15 protein-coding genes are annotated in these 15,330 nt (G+C 71.4%); 8 read left to right on the top strand and 7 right to left on the bottom strand.

From position 1 onward, the window contains the following. Positions 1-28: 28 nt before the first annotated feature. The 5 genes from ACWD5F_RS29075 (at position 29) to rbsD (ending at position 5,913) form a co-directional block, all read left to right on the top strand. On the top strand, positions 29-1,066 hold the full coding sequence (locus ACWD5F_RS29075; RefSeq protein ID WP_451258709.1) for a LacI family DNA-binding transcriptional regulator: 1,038 nt from the start codon (positions 29-31) through the stop codon (positions 1,064-1,066). Then, a complete protein-coding gene (locus ACWD5F_RS29070) occupies positions 1,063-2,613 on the top strand; it encodes a sugar ABC transporter ATP-binding protein (protein WP_451258707.1) in 1,551 nt (516 codons plus the stop codon). Before ACWD5F_RS29075 ends, ACWD5F_RS29070 begins: the two co-directional genes overlap by 4 nt. Then, positions 2,603-4,549, top strand: a complete 1,947-nt coding sequence (locus tag ACWD5F_RS29065) for an ABC transporter permease/substrate-binding protein (protein WP_451258705.1) — start codon at positions 2,603-2,605, stop codon at positions 4,547-4,549. The genes ACWD5F_RS29070 and ACWD5F_RS29065 overlap by 11 nt, the downstream gene beginning before the upstream one ends. 75 nt (positions 4,550-4,624) lie before the next feature. Further along, positions 4,625-5,527 carry a ribokinase gene (locus tag ACWD5F_RS29060; protein WP_451258703.1) on the top strand — a complete coding sequence of 301 codons (903 nt, stop codon included), beginning with the start codon at positions 4,625-4,627 and terminating at the stop codon, positions 5,525-5,527. Continuing rightward, on the top strand, positions 5,524-5,913 hold the full coding sequence (rbsD, locus tag ACWD5F_RS29055; RefSeq protein ID WP_451258701.1) for a D-ribose pyranase: 390 nt from the start codon (positions 5,524-5,526) through the stop codon (positions 5,911-5,913). The genes ACWD5F_RS29060 and rbsD overlap by 4 nt, the downstream gene beginning before the upstream one ends. 33 nt (positions 5,914-5,946) lie before the next feature. Here the strand turns inward: rbsD and ACWD5F_RS29050 are convergent, their stop codons facing one another. From ACWD5F_RS29050 to ACWD5F_RS29025, 6 genes are all read right to left on the bottom strand, one after another. Further along, positions 5,947-6,873: a hypothetical protein gene (locus ACWD5F_RS29050; RefSeq protein WP_451258699.1), complete on the bottom strand. Its 927-nt coding sequence runs from the start codon at positions 6,871-6,873 to the stop codon at positions 5,947-5,949. Positions 6,874-6,937: 64 nt separating this feature from the next. Then, on the bottom strand, positions 6,938-7,366 hold the full coding sequence (locus ACWD5F_RS29045) for a hypothetical protein (protein WP_388114620.1): 429 nt from the start codon (positions 7,364-7,366) through the stop codon (positions 6,938-6,940). 141 nt (positions 7,367-7,507) lie between these two features. Further along, on the bottom strand, positions 7,508-8,590 hold the full coding sequence (locus ACWD5F_RS29040) for a helix-turn-helix domain-containing protein (protein WP_451258697.1): 1,083 nt from the start codon (positions 8,588-8,590) through the stop codon (positions 7,508-7,510). Positions 8,591-8,969: 379 nt separating this feature from the next. Beyond that, the gene (locus ACWD5F_RS29035; RefSeq protein ID WP_451258695.1) at positions 8,970-9,800 is read right to left on the bottom strand and encodes a sugar phosphate isomerase/epimerase family protein; all 831 of its coding nucleotides are present in this window, start codon (positions 9,798-9,800) and stop codon (positions 8,970-8,972) included. After that, the gene (locus tag ACWD5F_RS29030) at positions 9,797-10,948 is read right to left on the bottom strand and encodes a dihydrodipicolinate synthase family protein (RefSeq protein WP_451258693.1); all 1,152 of its coding nucleotides are present in this window, start codon (positions 10,946-10,948) and stop codon (positions 9,797-9,799) included. Before ACWD5F_RS29030 ends, ACWD5F_RS29035 begins: the two co-directional genes overlap by 4 nt. Then, the gene (locus ACWD5F_RS29025) at positions 10,945-12,102 is read right to left on the bottom strand and encodes a Gfo/Idh/MocA family protein (protein ID WP_451258691.1); all 1,158 of its coding nucleotides are present in this window, start codon (positions 12,100-12,102) and stop codon (positions 10,945-10,947) included. Before ACWD5F_RS29025 ends, ACWD5F_RS29030 begins: the two co-directional genes overlap by 4 nt. 282 nt (positions 12,103-12,384) lie before the next feature. Between ACWD5F_RS29025 and ACWD5F_RS29020 the strand changes: the two genes are divergently transcribed. Next, on the top strand, positions 12,385-13,431 hold the full coding sequence (locus ACWD5F_RS29020; RefSeq protein WP_451258689.1) for a LacI family DNA-binding transcriptional regulator: 1,047 nt from the start codon (positions 12,385-12,387) through the stop codon (positions 13,429-13,431). Positions 13,432-13,447: 16 nt separating this feature from the next. Here the strand turns inward: ACWD5F_RS29020 and ACWD5F_RS29015 are convergent, their stop codons facing one another. After that, positions 13,448-14,044, bottom strand: coding sequence for a hypothetical protein (locus ACWD5F_RS29015; RefSeq protein WP_451258687.1), 597 nt, complete (start codon positions 14,042-14,044; stop codon positions 13,448-13,450). Between the two features lie 148 nt (positions 14,045-14,192). Between ACWD5F_RS29015 and ACWD5F_RS29010 the strand changes: the two genes are divergently transcribed. Both ACWD5F_RS29010 and ACWD5F_RS29005 read left to right on the top strand, forming a co-directional pair. Next, positions 14,193-14,447, top strand: a complete 255-nt coding sequence (locus tag ACWD5F_RS29010; RefSeq protein ID WP_451258685.1) for a hypothetical protein — start codon at positions 14,193-14,195, stop codon at positions 14,445-14,447. Between the two features lie 42 nt (positions 14,448-14,489). Beyond that, the gene (locus ACWD5F_RS29005) at positions 14,490-15,305 is read left to right on the top strand and encodes a DUF4253 domain-containing protein (RefSeq protein WP_451258683.1); all 816 of its coding nucleotides are present in this window, start codon (positions 14,490-14,492) and stop codon (positions 15,303-15,305) included. Positions 15,306-15,330: the final 25 nt, after the last annotated feature.

The following is a 15,330-nucleotide window of genomic DNA, read 5'->3' as shown; positions in this document are numbered from 1 at the left end:
ATCGATTCCACGAGGAGGTGGAACGGCGATGGCGAGCATCAAGGACGTCGCCGCCGAGGCGGGGGTCTCCGTCGCCACGGTGTCGCGGGTCCTGAACGACCATCCGTCGGTCAGCGCCGACGCACGCACGCGCGTGCTGGCCGCCGTCGAGGCGCTGGGCTACCGCCCGAACGCCGTCGCCCGTTCCCTGCGCACCGACCAGACCCACACCCTCGGCCTGGTCATCAGCGACGTGATGAACCCGTACTTCACCGAACTGGCCCGCTCCGTCGAGGAGGCGGCCAGGGCGCTCGGGTACAGCGTGATCATCGGGAACGCGGACGAGCGGCCCGAGTTGCAGGACCACCACGTACGGACGCTGCTGGACCGCCGTATCGACGGGCTGCTCGTCTCCCCCACCGACGGCGGTTCGCCGCTGATCGTGGACGCCGCCCGGGCGGGGACGCCGGTGGTCTTCGTCGACCGGTGGATCCCGGGGATCGAGGTGCCGGTCGTCCGCGCGGACGGGCGGACCGCGATACGGGATCTCGTCGCGCATCTGCACGGGCTCGGGCACCGGCGGCTCGCGATCATCGCGGGCCCCGCGGCCACGACCACCGGCAGCGAGCGCGTCGAGGCTTTCCGGGAGGCCCTCGGCGAGTACGGGATCCCGCTGCCGGACGCCTACATCGGCCAGGGCGACTTCCAGGCCGAGAGCGGGCGGCGGGTCACCGAGGGGTTCCTCGACCTGCCCGAGCCGCCCGAGGTCGTGTTCGCGGCCGACAACCTGATGGCGCTCGGCGCGCTGGACGCCGTACGCGCGCGTGGGCTGCGGGTCCCCGAGGACCTCGCGCTCGCCGCGTTCGACGACATCCCCTGGTTCGTGCACACCGATCCGCCGATCACCGCGATCGCCCAGCCCACGGGCGAGTTGGGGCGGGCCGCCGTACGCGCGCTGATCGATTCCATAGAGGGCCGGACCCCGCGGTCCGTCACCCTCCCCGCACGTCTCGTCGTACGCCGCTCGTGCGGCGAGCCACCGGCTTCAGCGGAGCCGGCCCCCGCAAGGAACAGGAGCCAGTCGTGAGCAACGAGGACGAGTTGCCGCGCATCAAGGACGAGTTGCTGCGCATCGAGGGCATTCGGAAGACCTTCCCCGGCGTGGTGGCGCTCGACGGCGTCGACTTCGACCTGCGCCGGGGCGAGGTGCACGTGCTGCTCGGCGAGAACGGCGCCGGCAAGAGCACGCTGATCAAGATGCTGTCGGGCGCCTACCACCCCGACGGGGGCCGGGTCCTGGTGGACGGCGAGGAGGTGCACATCCGCGGGGCACAGGACGCCGAGCGGCTGGGCATCGCCACCATCTACCAGGAGTTCAACCTCGTCCCCGATCTGACGGTCGCCGAGAACATCTTCCTGGGCCGGCAGCCGCGCCGCCTCGGGATGATCGACCGGAAGCGGATGGAGGCCGACGCCGAGGTGCTGCTGAAGCGCGTCGGGGTGAATGTGTCCCCACGCGCGCGTGTGCGTGAACTCGGTATCGCGCGCCTCCAGATGGTCGAGATCGCCAAGGCGCTCAGCCTCAACGCGCGCGTGCTGATCATGGACGAGCCGACCGCGGTGCTCACCTCCGAGGAGGTGGAGAAGCTCTTCGCCATCGTGCGCTCGCTGCGCGAGGACGGCGTCGGGATCGTCTTCATCACCCATCACCTGGAGGAGATCGCCGCGCTCGGCGACCGGGTCACGGTCATCCGCGACGGCAGGTCCGTCGGCCAGGTGCCCGCGACCGCGGCCCAGGACGAACTCGTACGCCTCATGGTGGGCCGTTCCATCGAGCAGCAGTACCCGCGCGAACGGCCCGACGCGGGCGGCGCGTTGCTCACCGTCGAGGGGCTGACCCGGGACGGTGTCTTCCAGGACATCAGCTTCGAGGTGCGGGCCGGCGAGGTCGTCGGCATCGCCGGGCTGGTCGGCGCGGGGCGTACCGAGGTGGTGCGGGCCGTGTTCGGCGCGGACCCTTACGACAAGGGGGCCGTGAAGGTCTCCGGGGACCCGGTCCGCCGGCACGACGTCAACGCGGCGATGACCGCGGGCATCGGGCTCGTGCCCGAGGACCGCAAGGGGCAGGGGCTCGTGCTCGACCAGACCGTCGAGGAGAACCTCGGCCTGGTCACCATGCGGGCCGCCACGCACGCGGGGCTCGTCGACCTCAAGGGCCAGCGCACGGCCGCCGCGCGGATCGCCGGGCAACTGGGCGTGCGGATGGCCGGGTTGGGCCAGCAGGTGCGCACCCTGTCCGGCGGCAACCAGCAGAAGGTCGTCATCGGCAAGTGGCTGCTCGCCGACACCAAGGTGCTGATCCTCGACGAACCCACGCGCGGGATCGACGTGGGCGCGAAGGTCGAGATCTACCAGCTGATCAACCAACTCACGGCCGCGGGCGCCGCCGTCCTCATGATCTCCAGCGATCTGCCCGAGGTGCTCGGCATGAGCGACCGGGTGCTGGTGATGGCCCAGGGCCGGATCGCGGGCGAACTGACCGCCGACGAGGCCACGCAGGACGCGGTGATGTCCCTCGCCGTCAGCAACATCTCCCACGTCACTACCGAAGCGGAGGCCGACCGTGGCCACTGACACGCTCAAGAGCACCACAGGCGCCGGTGGCGCCACGAGCGGGCTGCGCCGCCTCCTGCTCGACAACGGCGCGCTCACCGCGCTGATCGTCCTCGTCATCGCCCTGTCGGCGCTGTCCGGGGACTTCCTGACCACCGACAACCTCCTCAACGTCGGTGTCCAGGCGGCCGTGACCGCCGTCCTCGCCTTCGGCGTCACCTTCGTCATCGTCTCGGCCGGCATCGACCTCTCGGTCGGCTCGGTCGCCGCCCTCTCCGCGACCGTGCTCGCCTGGAGCGCCACCCAGCACGGCGTACCGGTCGTCATCGCGGTGATCCTGGCCGTCGCGACCGGCATCGCGGCGGGCCTGGTCAACGGCTTCCTGATCGCGTACGGGAAGCTGCCGCCGTTCATCGCGACGCTCGCCATGCTGTCGGTGGCGCGCGGTCTCGCGCTGGTCGTCTCCGACGGCTCGCCGATCCCCTTCCCGGACTCGGTCTCCCACCTCGGCGACACGCTCGGCGGCTGGCTGCCGGTGCCCGTCCTGGTCATGATCGTGATGGGGCTGATCGCCGCGTTCGTGCTGGGGCGGACGTACATCGGCCGTTCCATGTACGCGATCGGCGGCAACGAGGAAGCCGCGCGGCTGTCCGGCCTGCGCGTGAAGAAGCAGAAGCTCGCCATCTACGCGCTGTCCGGCGTCTTCGCCGCCGTCGCGGGCATCGTGCTCGCGTCCCGGCTGTCCTCGGCACAGCCGCAGGCCGCCGACGGCTACGAGCTGGACGCGATCGCCGCGGTCGTCATCGGCGGCGCCTCCCTGGCGGGCGGCACCGGCAAGGCGTCCGGAACGCTGATCGGCGCGCTGATCCTGGCGGTGCTGCGCAACGGCCTCAACCTCCTGAACGTGTCCGCCTTCTGGCAGCAGGTCGTCATCGGCGTCGTGATCGCGCTGGCGGTGCTGCTCGACACACTGCGCCGCAAGGCCGGGGCCACCCCGGTGGCGGCCGGCACCGGCGGCAACAGGGGCAAGCAGGCGGGGACGTACGCGCTCGCGGCGGTCGTCACCGTGGCGATCGTGGGCGCGACCTCCTTCCTGCACAACGACTCCTCCTCGTCGAACCCGAAGATGGGTCTGTCACTGTCCACCCTCAACAACCCCTTCTTCGTGCAGATCCGGGCCGGCGCCCAGGCCGAGGCGAAGAAGCTCGGTGTGGACCTGACTGTCACGGACGCGCAGAACGACGCCTCCCAGCAGGCCAACCAGCTGCAGAACTTCACCAGTTCGAGCCTCGGCGCGATCATCGTCAACCCGGTGGACTCGGACGCGGCGAGCAACTCCGTGAAGGCCGCCGACAAGGCGAAGATCCCGGTCATCGCCGTCGACCGGGGCGTCAACAAGGCGTCCGTGGACGCCCTGGTGGCCTCCGACAACATCGCGGGCGGCGAACTGGCCGCGAAGACCATCGCCGTGAAGCTCGGCGGCTCCGGAAAGATCGTCATCCTCCAGGGCCAAGCGGGCACTTCGGCTGCCCGAGAGCGCGCTCAGGGCTTCTCCGACGGTCTCAAGGCCTACCCTGGAATTCACGTCGTGGCACAGCAGCCCGCCGACTTCGACCGCACCAAGGGCCTCGACGTGATGTCGAACCTGCTCCAGGCCCACCCCGACGTCCAGGGTGTCATCGCCGCCAACGACGAGATGGCGCTCGGCGCTATCAAGGCGCTGGGTTCCAAGGCCGGCAAGTCGGTCTGGGTGGTCGGTTTCGACGGCACCCCGGACGGCCTGACCGCGGTCAAGGGCGGCTCGCTGTACGCGTCCGTGGCCCAGCAGCCCACCCAGCTCGGCAAGATCGCCGTGGAGAACGCCCTCAAGGCCATCCAGGGCAAGAAGGTCCAGCAGACGATCAAGGTCCCGGTGAAGGTGGTCACGAAGGAGAACGTGGCCGGCTTCACCGGCTGACACAGGAGAACGCGGCCGGCTTCACCACCGGCCGGCAGCGGGTGCGTCTCTCGTCATCTCTCAGGGGAGTCCTTCATGTACGACTACGACCTTCTGGTCGTGGGCTCGGCCAACGCCGACCTGGTGATCGCCGTCGAACGGCGCCCGGAGGCGGGCGAGACGGTGCTCGGCGGCGACCTCGCCGTGCACCCGGGCGGCAAGGGCGCCAACCAGGCGGTCGCGGCCGCCCGGCTCGGGGCCCGTACCGCGCTGTTGGCCCGGGTCGGCGACGACGCGTACGGCAGACTGCTGCTCGACTCGCAGCGGGCGGCCGGGGTCGACACGGTGGGCGTGCTGGTCGGCGAGGCGCCGACGGGGGTCGCGCTGATCACCGTGGACCCCTCGGGGGACAACAGCATCGTGGTGTCGCCGGGCGCGAACGGCCGGTTGAAGCCGCAGGACGTCCATGCGGCGGAATGCCTCTTCCAGGCCTCCCGGGTGGTCTCGGTCCAGCTGGAGATCCCGCCGGAGACGGTCGAGGAGGTGGTCCGGAGCCTGGCGCCGGACAGCCGCTTCGTCCTCAACCCCTCCCCGCCCAGGCCGCTTTCCGCCAAGGTGCTGGCGGCCTGCGACCCGCTGATCGTCAACGAGCACGAGGCGCGGGTGGTCCTGGGCGAGGCGTGCGTGAGCGACCGGCCGGAGGACTGGGCCAAGCTGCTGCTCGCCAAGGGGCCGCGCTCGGTGGTGGTGACGCTGGGCGCGGAGGGCGCGCTGGTGGCGTCCTCGGCGGGCATCGAGCGGATCCCGTCCGTGAAGGTGGACGCCGTGGACACCACGGGCGCCGGCGACGCGTTCACGGGCGCGCTGGCCTTCCGGCTCGCGGCGGGCGCCGATCTCGTCGAGGCGGCCACCTACGCGGCCCGGGTCGGGGCGGCGGCCGTCACCAAGGAGGGCGCCCAGGTGTCCTTCCCGACCGCCGAGGAGGTCGAGGCGCTGTGAAGAAGGCGGGCATCCTCAACCGTCATCTCTCCGGCGCCCTCGCCGAACTGGGCCACGGCGACGAGGTGTTGGTGTGCGACGCCGGCATGCCGATCCCGGCAGGACCGCGCGTCGTCGACCTCGCCTTCCGGGCCGGCACCCCGTCCTTCGCGGAGGTCCTGGACGGCCTGCTGGTCGAGCTGGTGGTCGAGGGCGCGACGGCGGCGAAGGAGATCCGCAAGGCCAATCCGGCGACGGCCTCGCTGCTGACCCGCGAGTTCCCCGACCTGGAACTGGTCCCGCACCAGCGGCTCAAGGAACTGTCGGCCGGGGCACGGCTGGTGGTCCGCACGGGCGAGGCACGGCCGTACGCGAATGTGCTGCTGAGGTGCGGGGTGTTCTTCTGAGCCGCTGATCCCGCGCGGGATCACGGCGCGGGTTCACGGCGCGGGGAAGGCCAGCCGGACGCCGTACTCCTTCTCGGCGCGGCGGAGTGCGGGGACCAGGGCCGCGCGCAGGGTGCGGATCTCCTGGGCGTTGTCGGCCAGGAACCGTTCGCGCAGGGCCCGGCGGGCGGGCTCCCGTACGGCTTCGACCGGGTGCATGCAGGTGGCGTAGGCGCTGCCGAGTGCGGTGTCGACGCGGGCGAAGTCGGCCGAGGAGGCGGTCATCAGGCGGCTGTCGACGAGGGAGAAGAAGGCGTCCTCGTCGCGGACCCGGTAGCCCTGCTTCGCCAGGCAGCGGGGCAGGGCGGCGATGGCCTCGGCGACGGCGGGATCGTCGCGGGTGGCGGCGAGTTCGCCGAACCACCGCTTCAGGAGCGGCAGATAGACGCCCCGCGCCTTCCCGGCCGCCGCCGAGCCCCGCGCCTGACAGTCACGGATCTGGGCGGGGCTGCCGGATGTCGCGGGAGCGGGGGTCTCCGCCGGGGAGGGGCTCGCCACCGATCCCGGGCTTCCCGCCGGTTGTCGGCTCCGAGCCGACCCCGGCCCCGGCACCTCCGCCCCGTGACCGAATCCGTGGCGGCCCAGGAAGGCCAGGTCGGGAAGGTTCGCGTACGAGATGAAGGCCGGCGGGACCTGCTCGGGCAGGGCGAAACCGTGCTCGCGTGCGCAGTCGGCGGCGACGGAACGCGCCACCTGCTGTCCGAAGGCGTCGAGGCCCTGGGTCCAGCGGGACTCGGCGCCGGTGGTCGGCAGCACCATGCGGGCGGGGTCCGCGGGGAGGGCGTAGGTGAGCCGTGCGGGCGCCGGGGCGGGGGCGCGGGTCCCGTCGGCCGTCGTCGAGCCGGCCGCGGTCGAGCACGCGCCGGTGAGCAGGGCTGCCGCGACGGCCAGGGTGGCGCGCGCGAGGGTCTTCGGGGTCACGTCCGTCCTTCCGCCGGGCCGGAGCACCGCCGGCCGGCGGCGCTCCGGGAGACACGGGTCGGGGTCAGTGGGTGATCGCCACGTTGTCGGCGGGATCGAAGAGGCTGGCCACGGTGAAGGGCGTGTTGTCGCTGACGGCGGTGCACAGCGCGTACGTCGAGTCGGTGACGCTGTGGTAGCCGTCGTAGCCGACGACGTACCGCTTGGCGCAGGTGAACCAGGTGCCGTCGGAGCGGCGCAGGCGGCCCGCGTAGTCGTCGTAGTTGCGGGAGTTGGTGTTGTACGAGTAGGTGAGGTTGAGGTCGTTGCAGCTGCTGGTGGCCGACTTGTAGCGGATCGTGCCGACGCTCTCGTAGTCCCCGGTGGTCAGCGACTGGGTCACGCACGCCTGCGGGGCGGCGGACGCCACCGGAGCGAGCGCGACTCCGGTCGCGGCGGATACGAATACGAGCGCGCCGGCGACGAGGGCCCGGTTCATGCTCCACTTCGACATGCTTGTTTCCCCTGTTCGTTCGTGTTCGGCGCCGGTGTACGGACCGGCCCGGGTGGTACCGCCGGACACGGTCGCAGCGTGGGTCCCGTCCGAACCACGACCTTCGAACAGTCTCGAAAGTCCCGGGCCCGGAGCCGGAGTTCACCGCTCCGGCGCAACGTGTGTGACGGGTGGGGCCAAGGGAACGGTCGGCGCTGTTCCGCCCTCTGGCGGAAACGGGGACGGCTGGCCGGAAGTCGTCAGGCGCGACCCCGGTGACGGCGGGGAGAGCATCGCCGCGCCGAGCGGGGTAAGGGAGTGCAGGACCGTGTTCTGCGCGCGCTTGCTCATGATCAGGCCGGCGTCGCGCAGCACGGTGGTGTGATGCGTGGCCGTGGCGGGCGAGACACCCAGGTGGCGGGCCAGTTCCGAGGTGGTCGCGCCGTGCGCGAGCGTCGCCAGCGCGGCGGCCCGCGTACGGCCGAGCAGCGCCGAGAGAGAGGCCTCGGGGCGGTCGGGCGTGGCGAGCCGGGTGCTGTGCACGGGGTAGACCAGCACCGGTTGCAGGGCGGGGTCGGCCAGCGACACCGGTGTCTGCCAGCAGAAGTAGGAGGGCACCAGGCGCAGTCCGCGCCCGTCGAGGTACAGGTCGCGGTCCTCCACGTAGTCGACGTGCAGGACCGGCGCGCACCAGCGCATGGCGGGCGAGAGGTCGGTGAGCAGTCCGGCGACCCCGCCGTCGAGGATCGCGCGGGAGAGCAGCACCCTCTCACCGCCGAGCGACTCGTACATCCGGTCCTGATGCGGTGCCACGACGGCTTCGTGGTAGGCGCGCAGCACCCGCACCAGTTCCTCGCGCGGCCGGCGTTCCGTCAGCCGGGGCGCCCAGTCGGGGGCGCCGACGAACCGCGCCAGCAGGCCCACCTCGTGGGCGACCTGGGCCGGCGGGGTGTCGAGGATCGCCGCGAGCCCCTGCTCGAGGCCGTCGGCGGACTCCTGCGGCGACAGGAAGTCGGGCCAGTACCGCGCCCTGGGCAGCAGCGGGACGAGCACCCTGCGGACGGCCGCGCCCAGTCGGCTGCCGGTGAGCACGGCCCGGGTGGTGCGGTGCCAGGCGGCGTAGGCCCAGCGGCCCTGCGAGGTCTGGAGCCGGTGCAGGCTGAACGTGATCTCCCAGAGCGGGTCGGGAGCGCTCGCCACCCGGATACGGGTCAGGTCGTCGGGCGTGAAGTGGATGCGCAGCACGGAGCAGCCCCCCGGATCGGCGGCCGTCCCCCGTCCGCCAGGCAGCAGCCTGGGGCCTCACCCACCCCTGGACAACGTACGGATCCGGCCGCTCCCCGCCGTCACCGCGGGTGCGTCATTCTCGGCCACTGACCGGGCACACGGACCGGGCACACGGACCGGCACACGTTCGAGGGGGCCCAGTCCGTCGACCGAACCCCCTCGGGTTTTCCCCTCCGTATCAGAACCCCCGCGATCCCCCCAGATCCCCCTCCAAAGGTCCTGATGCCAAGTACGACCCGCGAGGTGGCGGGAGGGTTGCACGGCCTTCTCGACTTTTTTTCAGCAGCGCCGTACGCGTTCTTTCAGCGGCTCCCGTACTCGGTGGTACGAGGTGGTCTCACATCACGTGCTCCGTGAAGCGCCGAGCCGTCTCCCCGAGCACCTCCCGGCCGTCCCGCGCCCACAGCCGGTCGTTGAACAGCTCGACCTCAATGGCACCGGCGTACCCGGCCGCCTCGACGTACCCCTTCCACTCCCGCATGTCGATCGAGCCGTCCCCGATCTGCCCGCGCCCGTTGAGGACGCCCTCGGGCAACGGTGTGGTCCAGTCGGCGAGTTGGAAGGTGTGGATGCGTCCGCCCGCGCCGGCCCGGGCGATCTGCTCGGGCGCCCGGTCGTCCCACCAGATGTGGTACGTGTCGACCGTGACGCCGACCTGGTGGGCCGGGAAGCGTTCCGCGAGGTCGAGCGCCTGGGTGAGCGTCGAGACCACACAGCGGTCGGACGCGTACATCGGGTGCAGCGGCTCGATGGCCAGCCTCACGCCACGGGACTCGGCGTACGGGCCCAGCTCCCCCAGCGCGTCGGCGATCCGCTCCCGGGCGCCGTGCAGGTCCTTGGAGCCGGCCGGCAGTCCGCCGGAGACCAGGACCAGGGTGTCCGTGCCGAGGGTGGCGGCCTCGTCGACCGCGCGCCGGTTGTCGTCCAGCGCCTTCGCGCGCTCGTCCGGCTCGATCGCCGTGAGGAAGCCGCCCCGGCACAGGGTGGTGACGGTCAGACCCGCGTCGCGCACCAGCTTGGCGGTGGCGTCGAGGCCGTACGCCTGGACGGGCTCGCGCCACAGGCCGACGTTGGTGACGCCGAACTCGGCGCAGGCGTCGGCCAGTTCCGGCAGCGACAGTTGCTTGACCGTCATCTGGTTGATGCTGAAGCGGGCGAGATCGCTCACTGGCTCACTCCGTACAGGGACAGCAGGTTCCGCATCCGGTCCTCGGCCAGCTTCGGGTCCGGGAACAGGCCCAGGCCGTCGGCGAGTTCGTAGGCGCGGGCGAAGTGCGGGAGGGAGCGGGCCGATTGGAGTCCGCCGACCATCGTGAAGTGGGACTGGTGGCCGGCCAGCCAGGCGAGGAAGACCACGCCCGTCTTGTAGAAGCGGGTCGGGGTCTGGAAGAGATGCCGGGACAACTCGACGGTCGGGTCGAGGAGTTGACGGAAGCCGTCGACGTTCCCCGTGTCGAGGACGCGGACCGCCTCCGCCGCCAGCGGCCCGAGCGGGTCGAAGATGCCGAGCAGGGCGTGACTGAAGCCCTGCTCGTCGCCCGCGATCAGCTCGGGGTAGTTGAAGTCGTCGCCGGTGTAGCAGCGCACGCCCTGCGGCAGCCGGCGCCGGATGTCGATCTCCCGCTGAGCCTCCAGGAGCGACACCTTGATCCCGTCCACCTTGTCGGGGTGCGCGGCGATGACGTCGAGGAAGGTGTCGGTGGCCGCGTCCAGGTCGGACGAGCCCCAGTAGCCCTCCAGCGCCGGATCGAACATCGGGCCCAGCCAGTGCAGGACGACCGGCTCGGACGCCTGGCGCAGCAGATGGCCGTAGACCTCCAGGTAGTCCTCGGGCCCCTTGGCGACGGCCGCCAGCGCCCTGGACGCCATCAGGATGGCCTGCGCGCCCGACTCCTCGACGAGGGCCAACTGCTCCTCGTACGCGGCCTGTACGTCCGCCAGGGTGCCGCCGGTGATCTGGTCGGTGCCGACGCCGCAGGCGATCCGCCCGCCGACGGCCTTGGCCTCGGCGGAGGACCGGCGGATCAGCTCGGCCGCGCCCACCCAGTCGAGCCCCATCCCGCGCTGGGCGGTGTCCATCGCCTCGGCGACGCCGAGCCCGTGCGACCACAGGTGGCGGCGGAAGGCGAGGGTGGCGTCCCAGTCGACGGCGGCGGCCGAGTCGGGCGACACGTCCGCGTACGGGTCGGCGACGACGTGCGCCGCCGAGAAGACCGTACGGGAGGTGAAGGGGGCGCCGGGGTGGACGGCGAGGGGTTCGGGGCGGGGGTCGTAGGCCCTCAGTCCGCCCTTGAGGTCCGGGAGTTGGATGGTCACAGCGTGATCTCCGGTACGTCGAAGCGGCGGCCCTGCGCCGACGACTTCAGCCCCAGCTCGGCGAGTTGGACGCCACGGGCACCGGCGAGGAGGTCCCAGTGGTAGGGGGCGTCGGCGTAGACGTGGCGCAGGAAGAGCTCCCACTGGGCCTTGAAGCCGTTGTCGAAGTCGGTGTTGTCGGGGACCTCCTGCCACTGGTCGCGGAAGACCTCGGTGGCGGGCAGGTCCGGGTTCCAGACCGGCTTGGGGGTGGAACTGCGGTGCTGGGCACGGCAGTTGCGCAGCCCGGCCACGGCCGAGCCTTCCGTGCCGTCCACCTGGAACTCGACGAGTTCGTCGCGGTTGACGCGCACGGCCCAGGAGGAGTTGATCTGGGCGATGGCGCCGCTGTCGAGTTCGAAGATGCCGTAGGCGGCGTCGTCGGCGGTGGCGTCGTAGGGCTTGCCGTTCTCGTCCCAGCGCTGCGGGATGTGGGTGGTGGCGATGGCCTGGACGGACTTCACCCGGCCGAACAGCTCGTGCAGGACGTACTCCCAGTGCGGGAACATGTCGACGACGATGCCGCCGCCGTCCTCCGAGCGGTAGTTCCACGACGGGCGCTGGGCGGCCTGCCAGTCGCCCTCGAAGACCCAGTAGCCGAACTCGCCCCGGACGGACAGGATCCGGCCGAAGAAGCCGCCGTCGATGAGGCGCTTGAGCTTGAGCAGGCCCGGCAGGAAGAGCTTGTCCTGGACGACGCCGTGCTTGATGCCGGCGGCGTCGGCCAGCCGGGCGAGCTCCAGCGCGCCCTCGAAGTCGGTGGCCGTCGGCTTCTCGGTGTACAGGTGCTTCCCGGCCGCGATGGCCTTCTTGAGCGCCTCCTCGCGGGCCGAGGTCACCTGGGCGTCGAAGTAGATGTCCACGGTCGGGTCGGCGAGGACCTCGTCGACGTCCGTGGAGATGTTCTCCGGGTCCAGGCCGTGCTGGTCGGCGAGCGCTTTCAGCGCGTACGCGCGGCGGCCGACGAGGATCGGTTCCGGCCACAGCACCGTGCCGTCGCCGAGGTCGAGACCGCCCTGCTCGCGCAGGGCGAGGATCGAGCGGACGAGGTGCTGGCGGTAGCCCATGCGTCCGGTCACGCCGTTCATGGCGATACGCACCGTCTTGCGTGTCACGTGTTTCCCTTCGCCCTCGTACGTTTCCACGTACGTTTCAAGAACGCAGCAAGCGCTTTCTACATATGCAGAAGTTAGCCTTTGCGCACTGGTCTGTACAAGACCGTGATGGGGTCGAGTTGTTCGAGGGGGCGAACAACCGGGGTCCGTGGCCTTATCGTCTGCTCGGACGGGGGCGGCTCCCTGCCGTCCGCTCGGGCGGGGACCCCCTTCGAGCAGCCTGTGTACAACGGCGTACGACTAGATGCGCGACCGAAGATGCGCGACCGGAGGACGAACGACATGACGGTGACCCTGGCGGACGTGGCGGCCCGCGCCCAGGTCTCCCCCGCGACGGTGTCGCGCGTGCTGAACGGGAACTATCCCGTCGCGGCCTCCACCCGGGAGCGGGTGCTGAAGGCGGTCGACGAGCTGGACTACGTGCTGAACGGACCGGCCAGCGCGCTGGCCGCAGCGACGTCCGACCTGGTCGGGATCCTGGTGAACGACATCGCCGACCCCTTCTTCGGGATCATGGCGAGCGCGATCCAGGCGGAGATCGGTGGGCCCGGGGGGCGTGCGGGCGGCGAACGGCTCGCGGTGGTGTGCAACACGGGCGGCTCCCCGGAGCGCGAGCTGACGTATCTGACCCTGCTGCAACGGCAGCGGGCCGCGGCGGTGGTGCTGACCGGCGGCGCGGTCGAGAACCTGCCGCACGCGGCGGCCGTGGCGGCGAAGCTGCGGCGGCTGACGGAGGCGGGGACGCGGGTGGTGCTGTGCGGGCGGCCGCCGGCGCCGGACACCGGGGCGGTGGCGCTCACCTTCGACAACCGCGGGGGCGGGCAGCGGCTGACGGAACACCTGATCGGCCTCGGACACCGCCGGCTCGGCTACATCGCGGGACCGGAGGAACGGACGACGACGCGGCACCGGTTGGAGGGGCATCGGGCTGCGCTGGCCGCGGCGGGGATCGCTGAAGACCCCCGATGGACCGTGCACGGCCGCTACGACCGCCAGGCGGGATACGAGGCGACGCTGGAACTCCTGCGCCGGGACCCGTCGTTGACGGCCGTCGTCGCGGCGAACGACTCCGTCGCGCTGGGGGCGGCTGCCGCGCTGCGGGAGTCGGGACTGCGGATCCCGGACGACGTGTCCGTCGCCGGCTTCGACGACCTGCCGTTCAGCGTGGACGCGGTGCCCGCGCTGACGACCGTGCGCTTGCCGTTGGGCGAGGCGGGGAGTCGAGCGGGACGGATCGCGATGGGGCGGGAGGAGCCGCCGCCCGGGGGGATCGCGACGGTTGGGGGGGAGTTGATGGTTCGGGGGTCTACGGGGGTGCCGCGGGGGTGAGTCCCGCGCGGCGAGCTCAGAGCCGTTCCAGCTCCGCGGCCCGGCGCAGGTCCTTCGCCCGGCCCAGCGCCCGTTGCATCCGAATGAGGTCCGCGCGGTCCGGTACGCGGATCTCCGGGCCGTCGGGATCGGTGACGGTGACGGCACGGTCGAGGACCGCCCGCAGGTCGACTCCGCCCCATGGCAACGACGGTGTGCAGCAGTCCCCGCTTGCCCGCGGGGACTCGAAGGTGACCTTGGGACGCAGGAGTGCCTCCGGTTCGAAGGGCGTGACGACCGCCCCGTCGCCGTGCCGGAGCCCGCAACCGGCGGCGGCGAACGCTGCCGCGAGCGCGCCGGCCCGACTCGGATCCGCGTCCCACAACAGGTCGAGGTCTCCGGTCAGTTCGGTGGACCCGTGCACGATCCCGGCCACCTGACCGATGACGATCACTCGGACCCCGCTCGCGTGCAGCGCCGCCAGCAGAGGAAACGGATCGAAGCCTCTGGCACTGTCGGTCCCGATGGTTCCCACCGTGTCGTCGGCGTCGTCGTGCGTGCGCCCGGCGGCCGGTCGCGTGCTGGTCAGCTCGTCGATACGACGTACGGCGTCACGCAGCCTCTGCAGTCCCATCCGCACAGGACATCACGCAAGACGCTCCAAGTGACCTTCCACCCTTGTGTCGTGGCCGCGTGAACTGCCGTCTCATTCCGGACAGTTCGCGCTATCGTGACCGTCCTCACCCGACCCTTTGGACCCCTGCACGATCGTGGAGGACCGTATGGCCGACCAGCCCCTGAAGGCACACTTCGCCGAGACCATGTCACTGCCGGACGGCCGGAACATCCGAGTCATGGCCTACCCGGACGGGAGCATCCGCTTCCACGTGGACGGCCTTCCGTACGTCCTGACCGAGGCGTATCTGACCGGCGACGCGACGAAGGACCGGGCGATCCTGAAGCTCTCGCCGGGCAAGCAGGGCAGCAACGCGGCGTACAACTACGTCGAGGAGTTGGAGAAGCGGAACGGACGGTAGGACGTCGGGGCCGTTGTCAGTGCTCGCACTTATCGTCCCGTCATGGTCTTTCCTCTGCCCGATGAACTCCCCTTGCCCTCCGGCCGCTTCGAGGCACGAGGGGAGGTGGAGGTGTGGTTCTCCGATGGACTTCCGGACGATGTCGTGGAGTTGTGGCCCCGGCTGGTGGAGCGGGCGGAGGCCAGTGGGCTGTTTCCGTTCATCTGCCGGCCCGATGATCCCTACCGGCTCCTGGACCTGAGCGAGGTCGACGCGATCCGGCTCGATGCCGTGCTCGCCGCGGACTTCGCCGAGTACCGGCACCGGCGGCTGCCGTACTGGTCGAACCCGGTCACGGCCGACGAGTGGGCGGCGAGCGTGCCGGAGGACGTCCGGGAGTACGTCGCGCCCTGGCCGCACGATCCGGGACCCCCCTTCGAGAGCTGGCCCGGTCTCGCGCCGGCCGGGCCGGTCACCGGTGCCGGGGTGAGTCCGGCGCAGGCGGCCCGGTGGACCGTCGAGGATCTCGTGGGCACCGACCCCTACATACGCACCTGCTCCCTCGCCCTCGTCCCCGCGCGCCGCAGCGCCGACGTCCCGGCGATCCTCGGCTGGTCCTCCGAGGCCCCGCTTCCGCTGCTGTGCGCGCTGTTGCGCAGCTGGGAGGATCGGTTCGGGGCGCGGGTCGTGTCGGGCTTCGGGAGCGAGCTGACCGTGTCGGTCGCCCGGCCGCCGCTCGATGTCGAGCACGCGGAACGCGTCGCCCTGGAGCACGTGCTGTCGACGGCCGACAACATCGTCGACGATCCACCGACGCCGTTTCCCAGGTACGCGAAGAGGCTGGTGGGGCGGTCCGGCTGGCGGTTCTGGTGGGACTGAGGTTCCCGCCACGGCGTATTCCCGG

It is taken from the genome of Streptomyces sp. NPDC002499, assembly GCF_053595415.1.
This window is presented reverse-complemented; position numbering and strand designations above follow the sequence as displayed.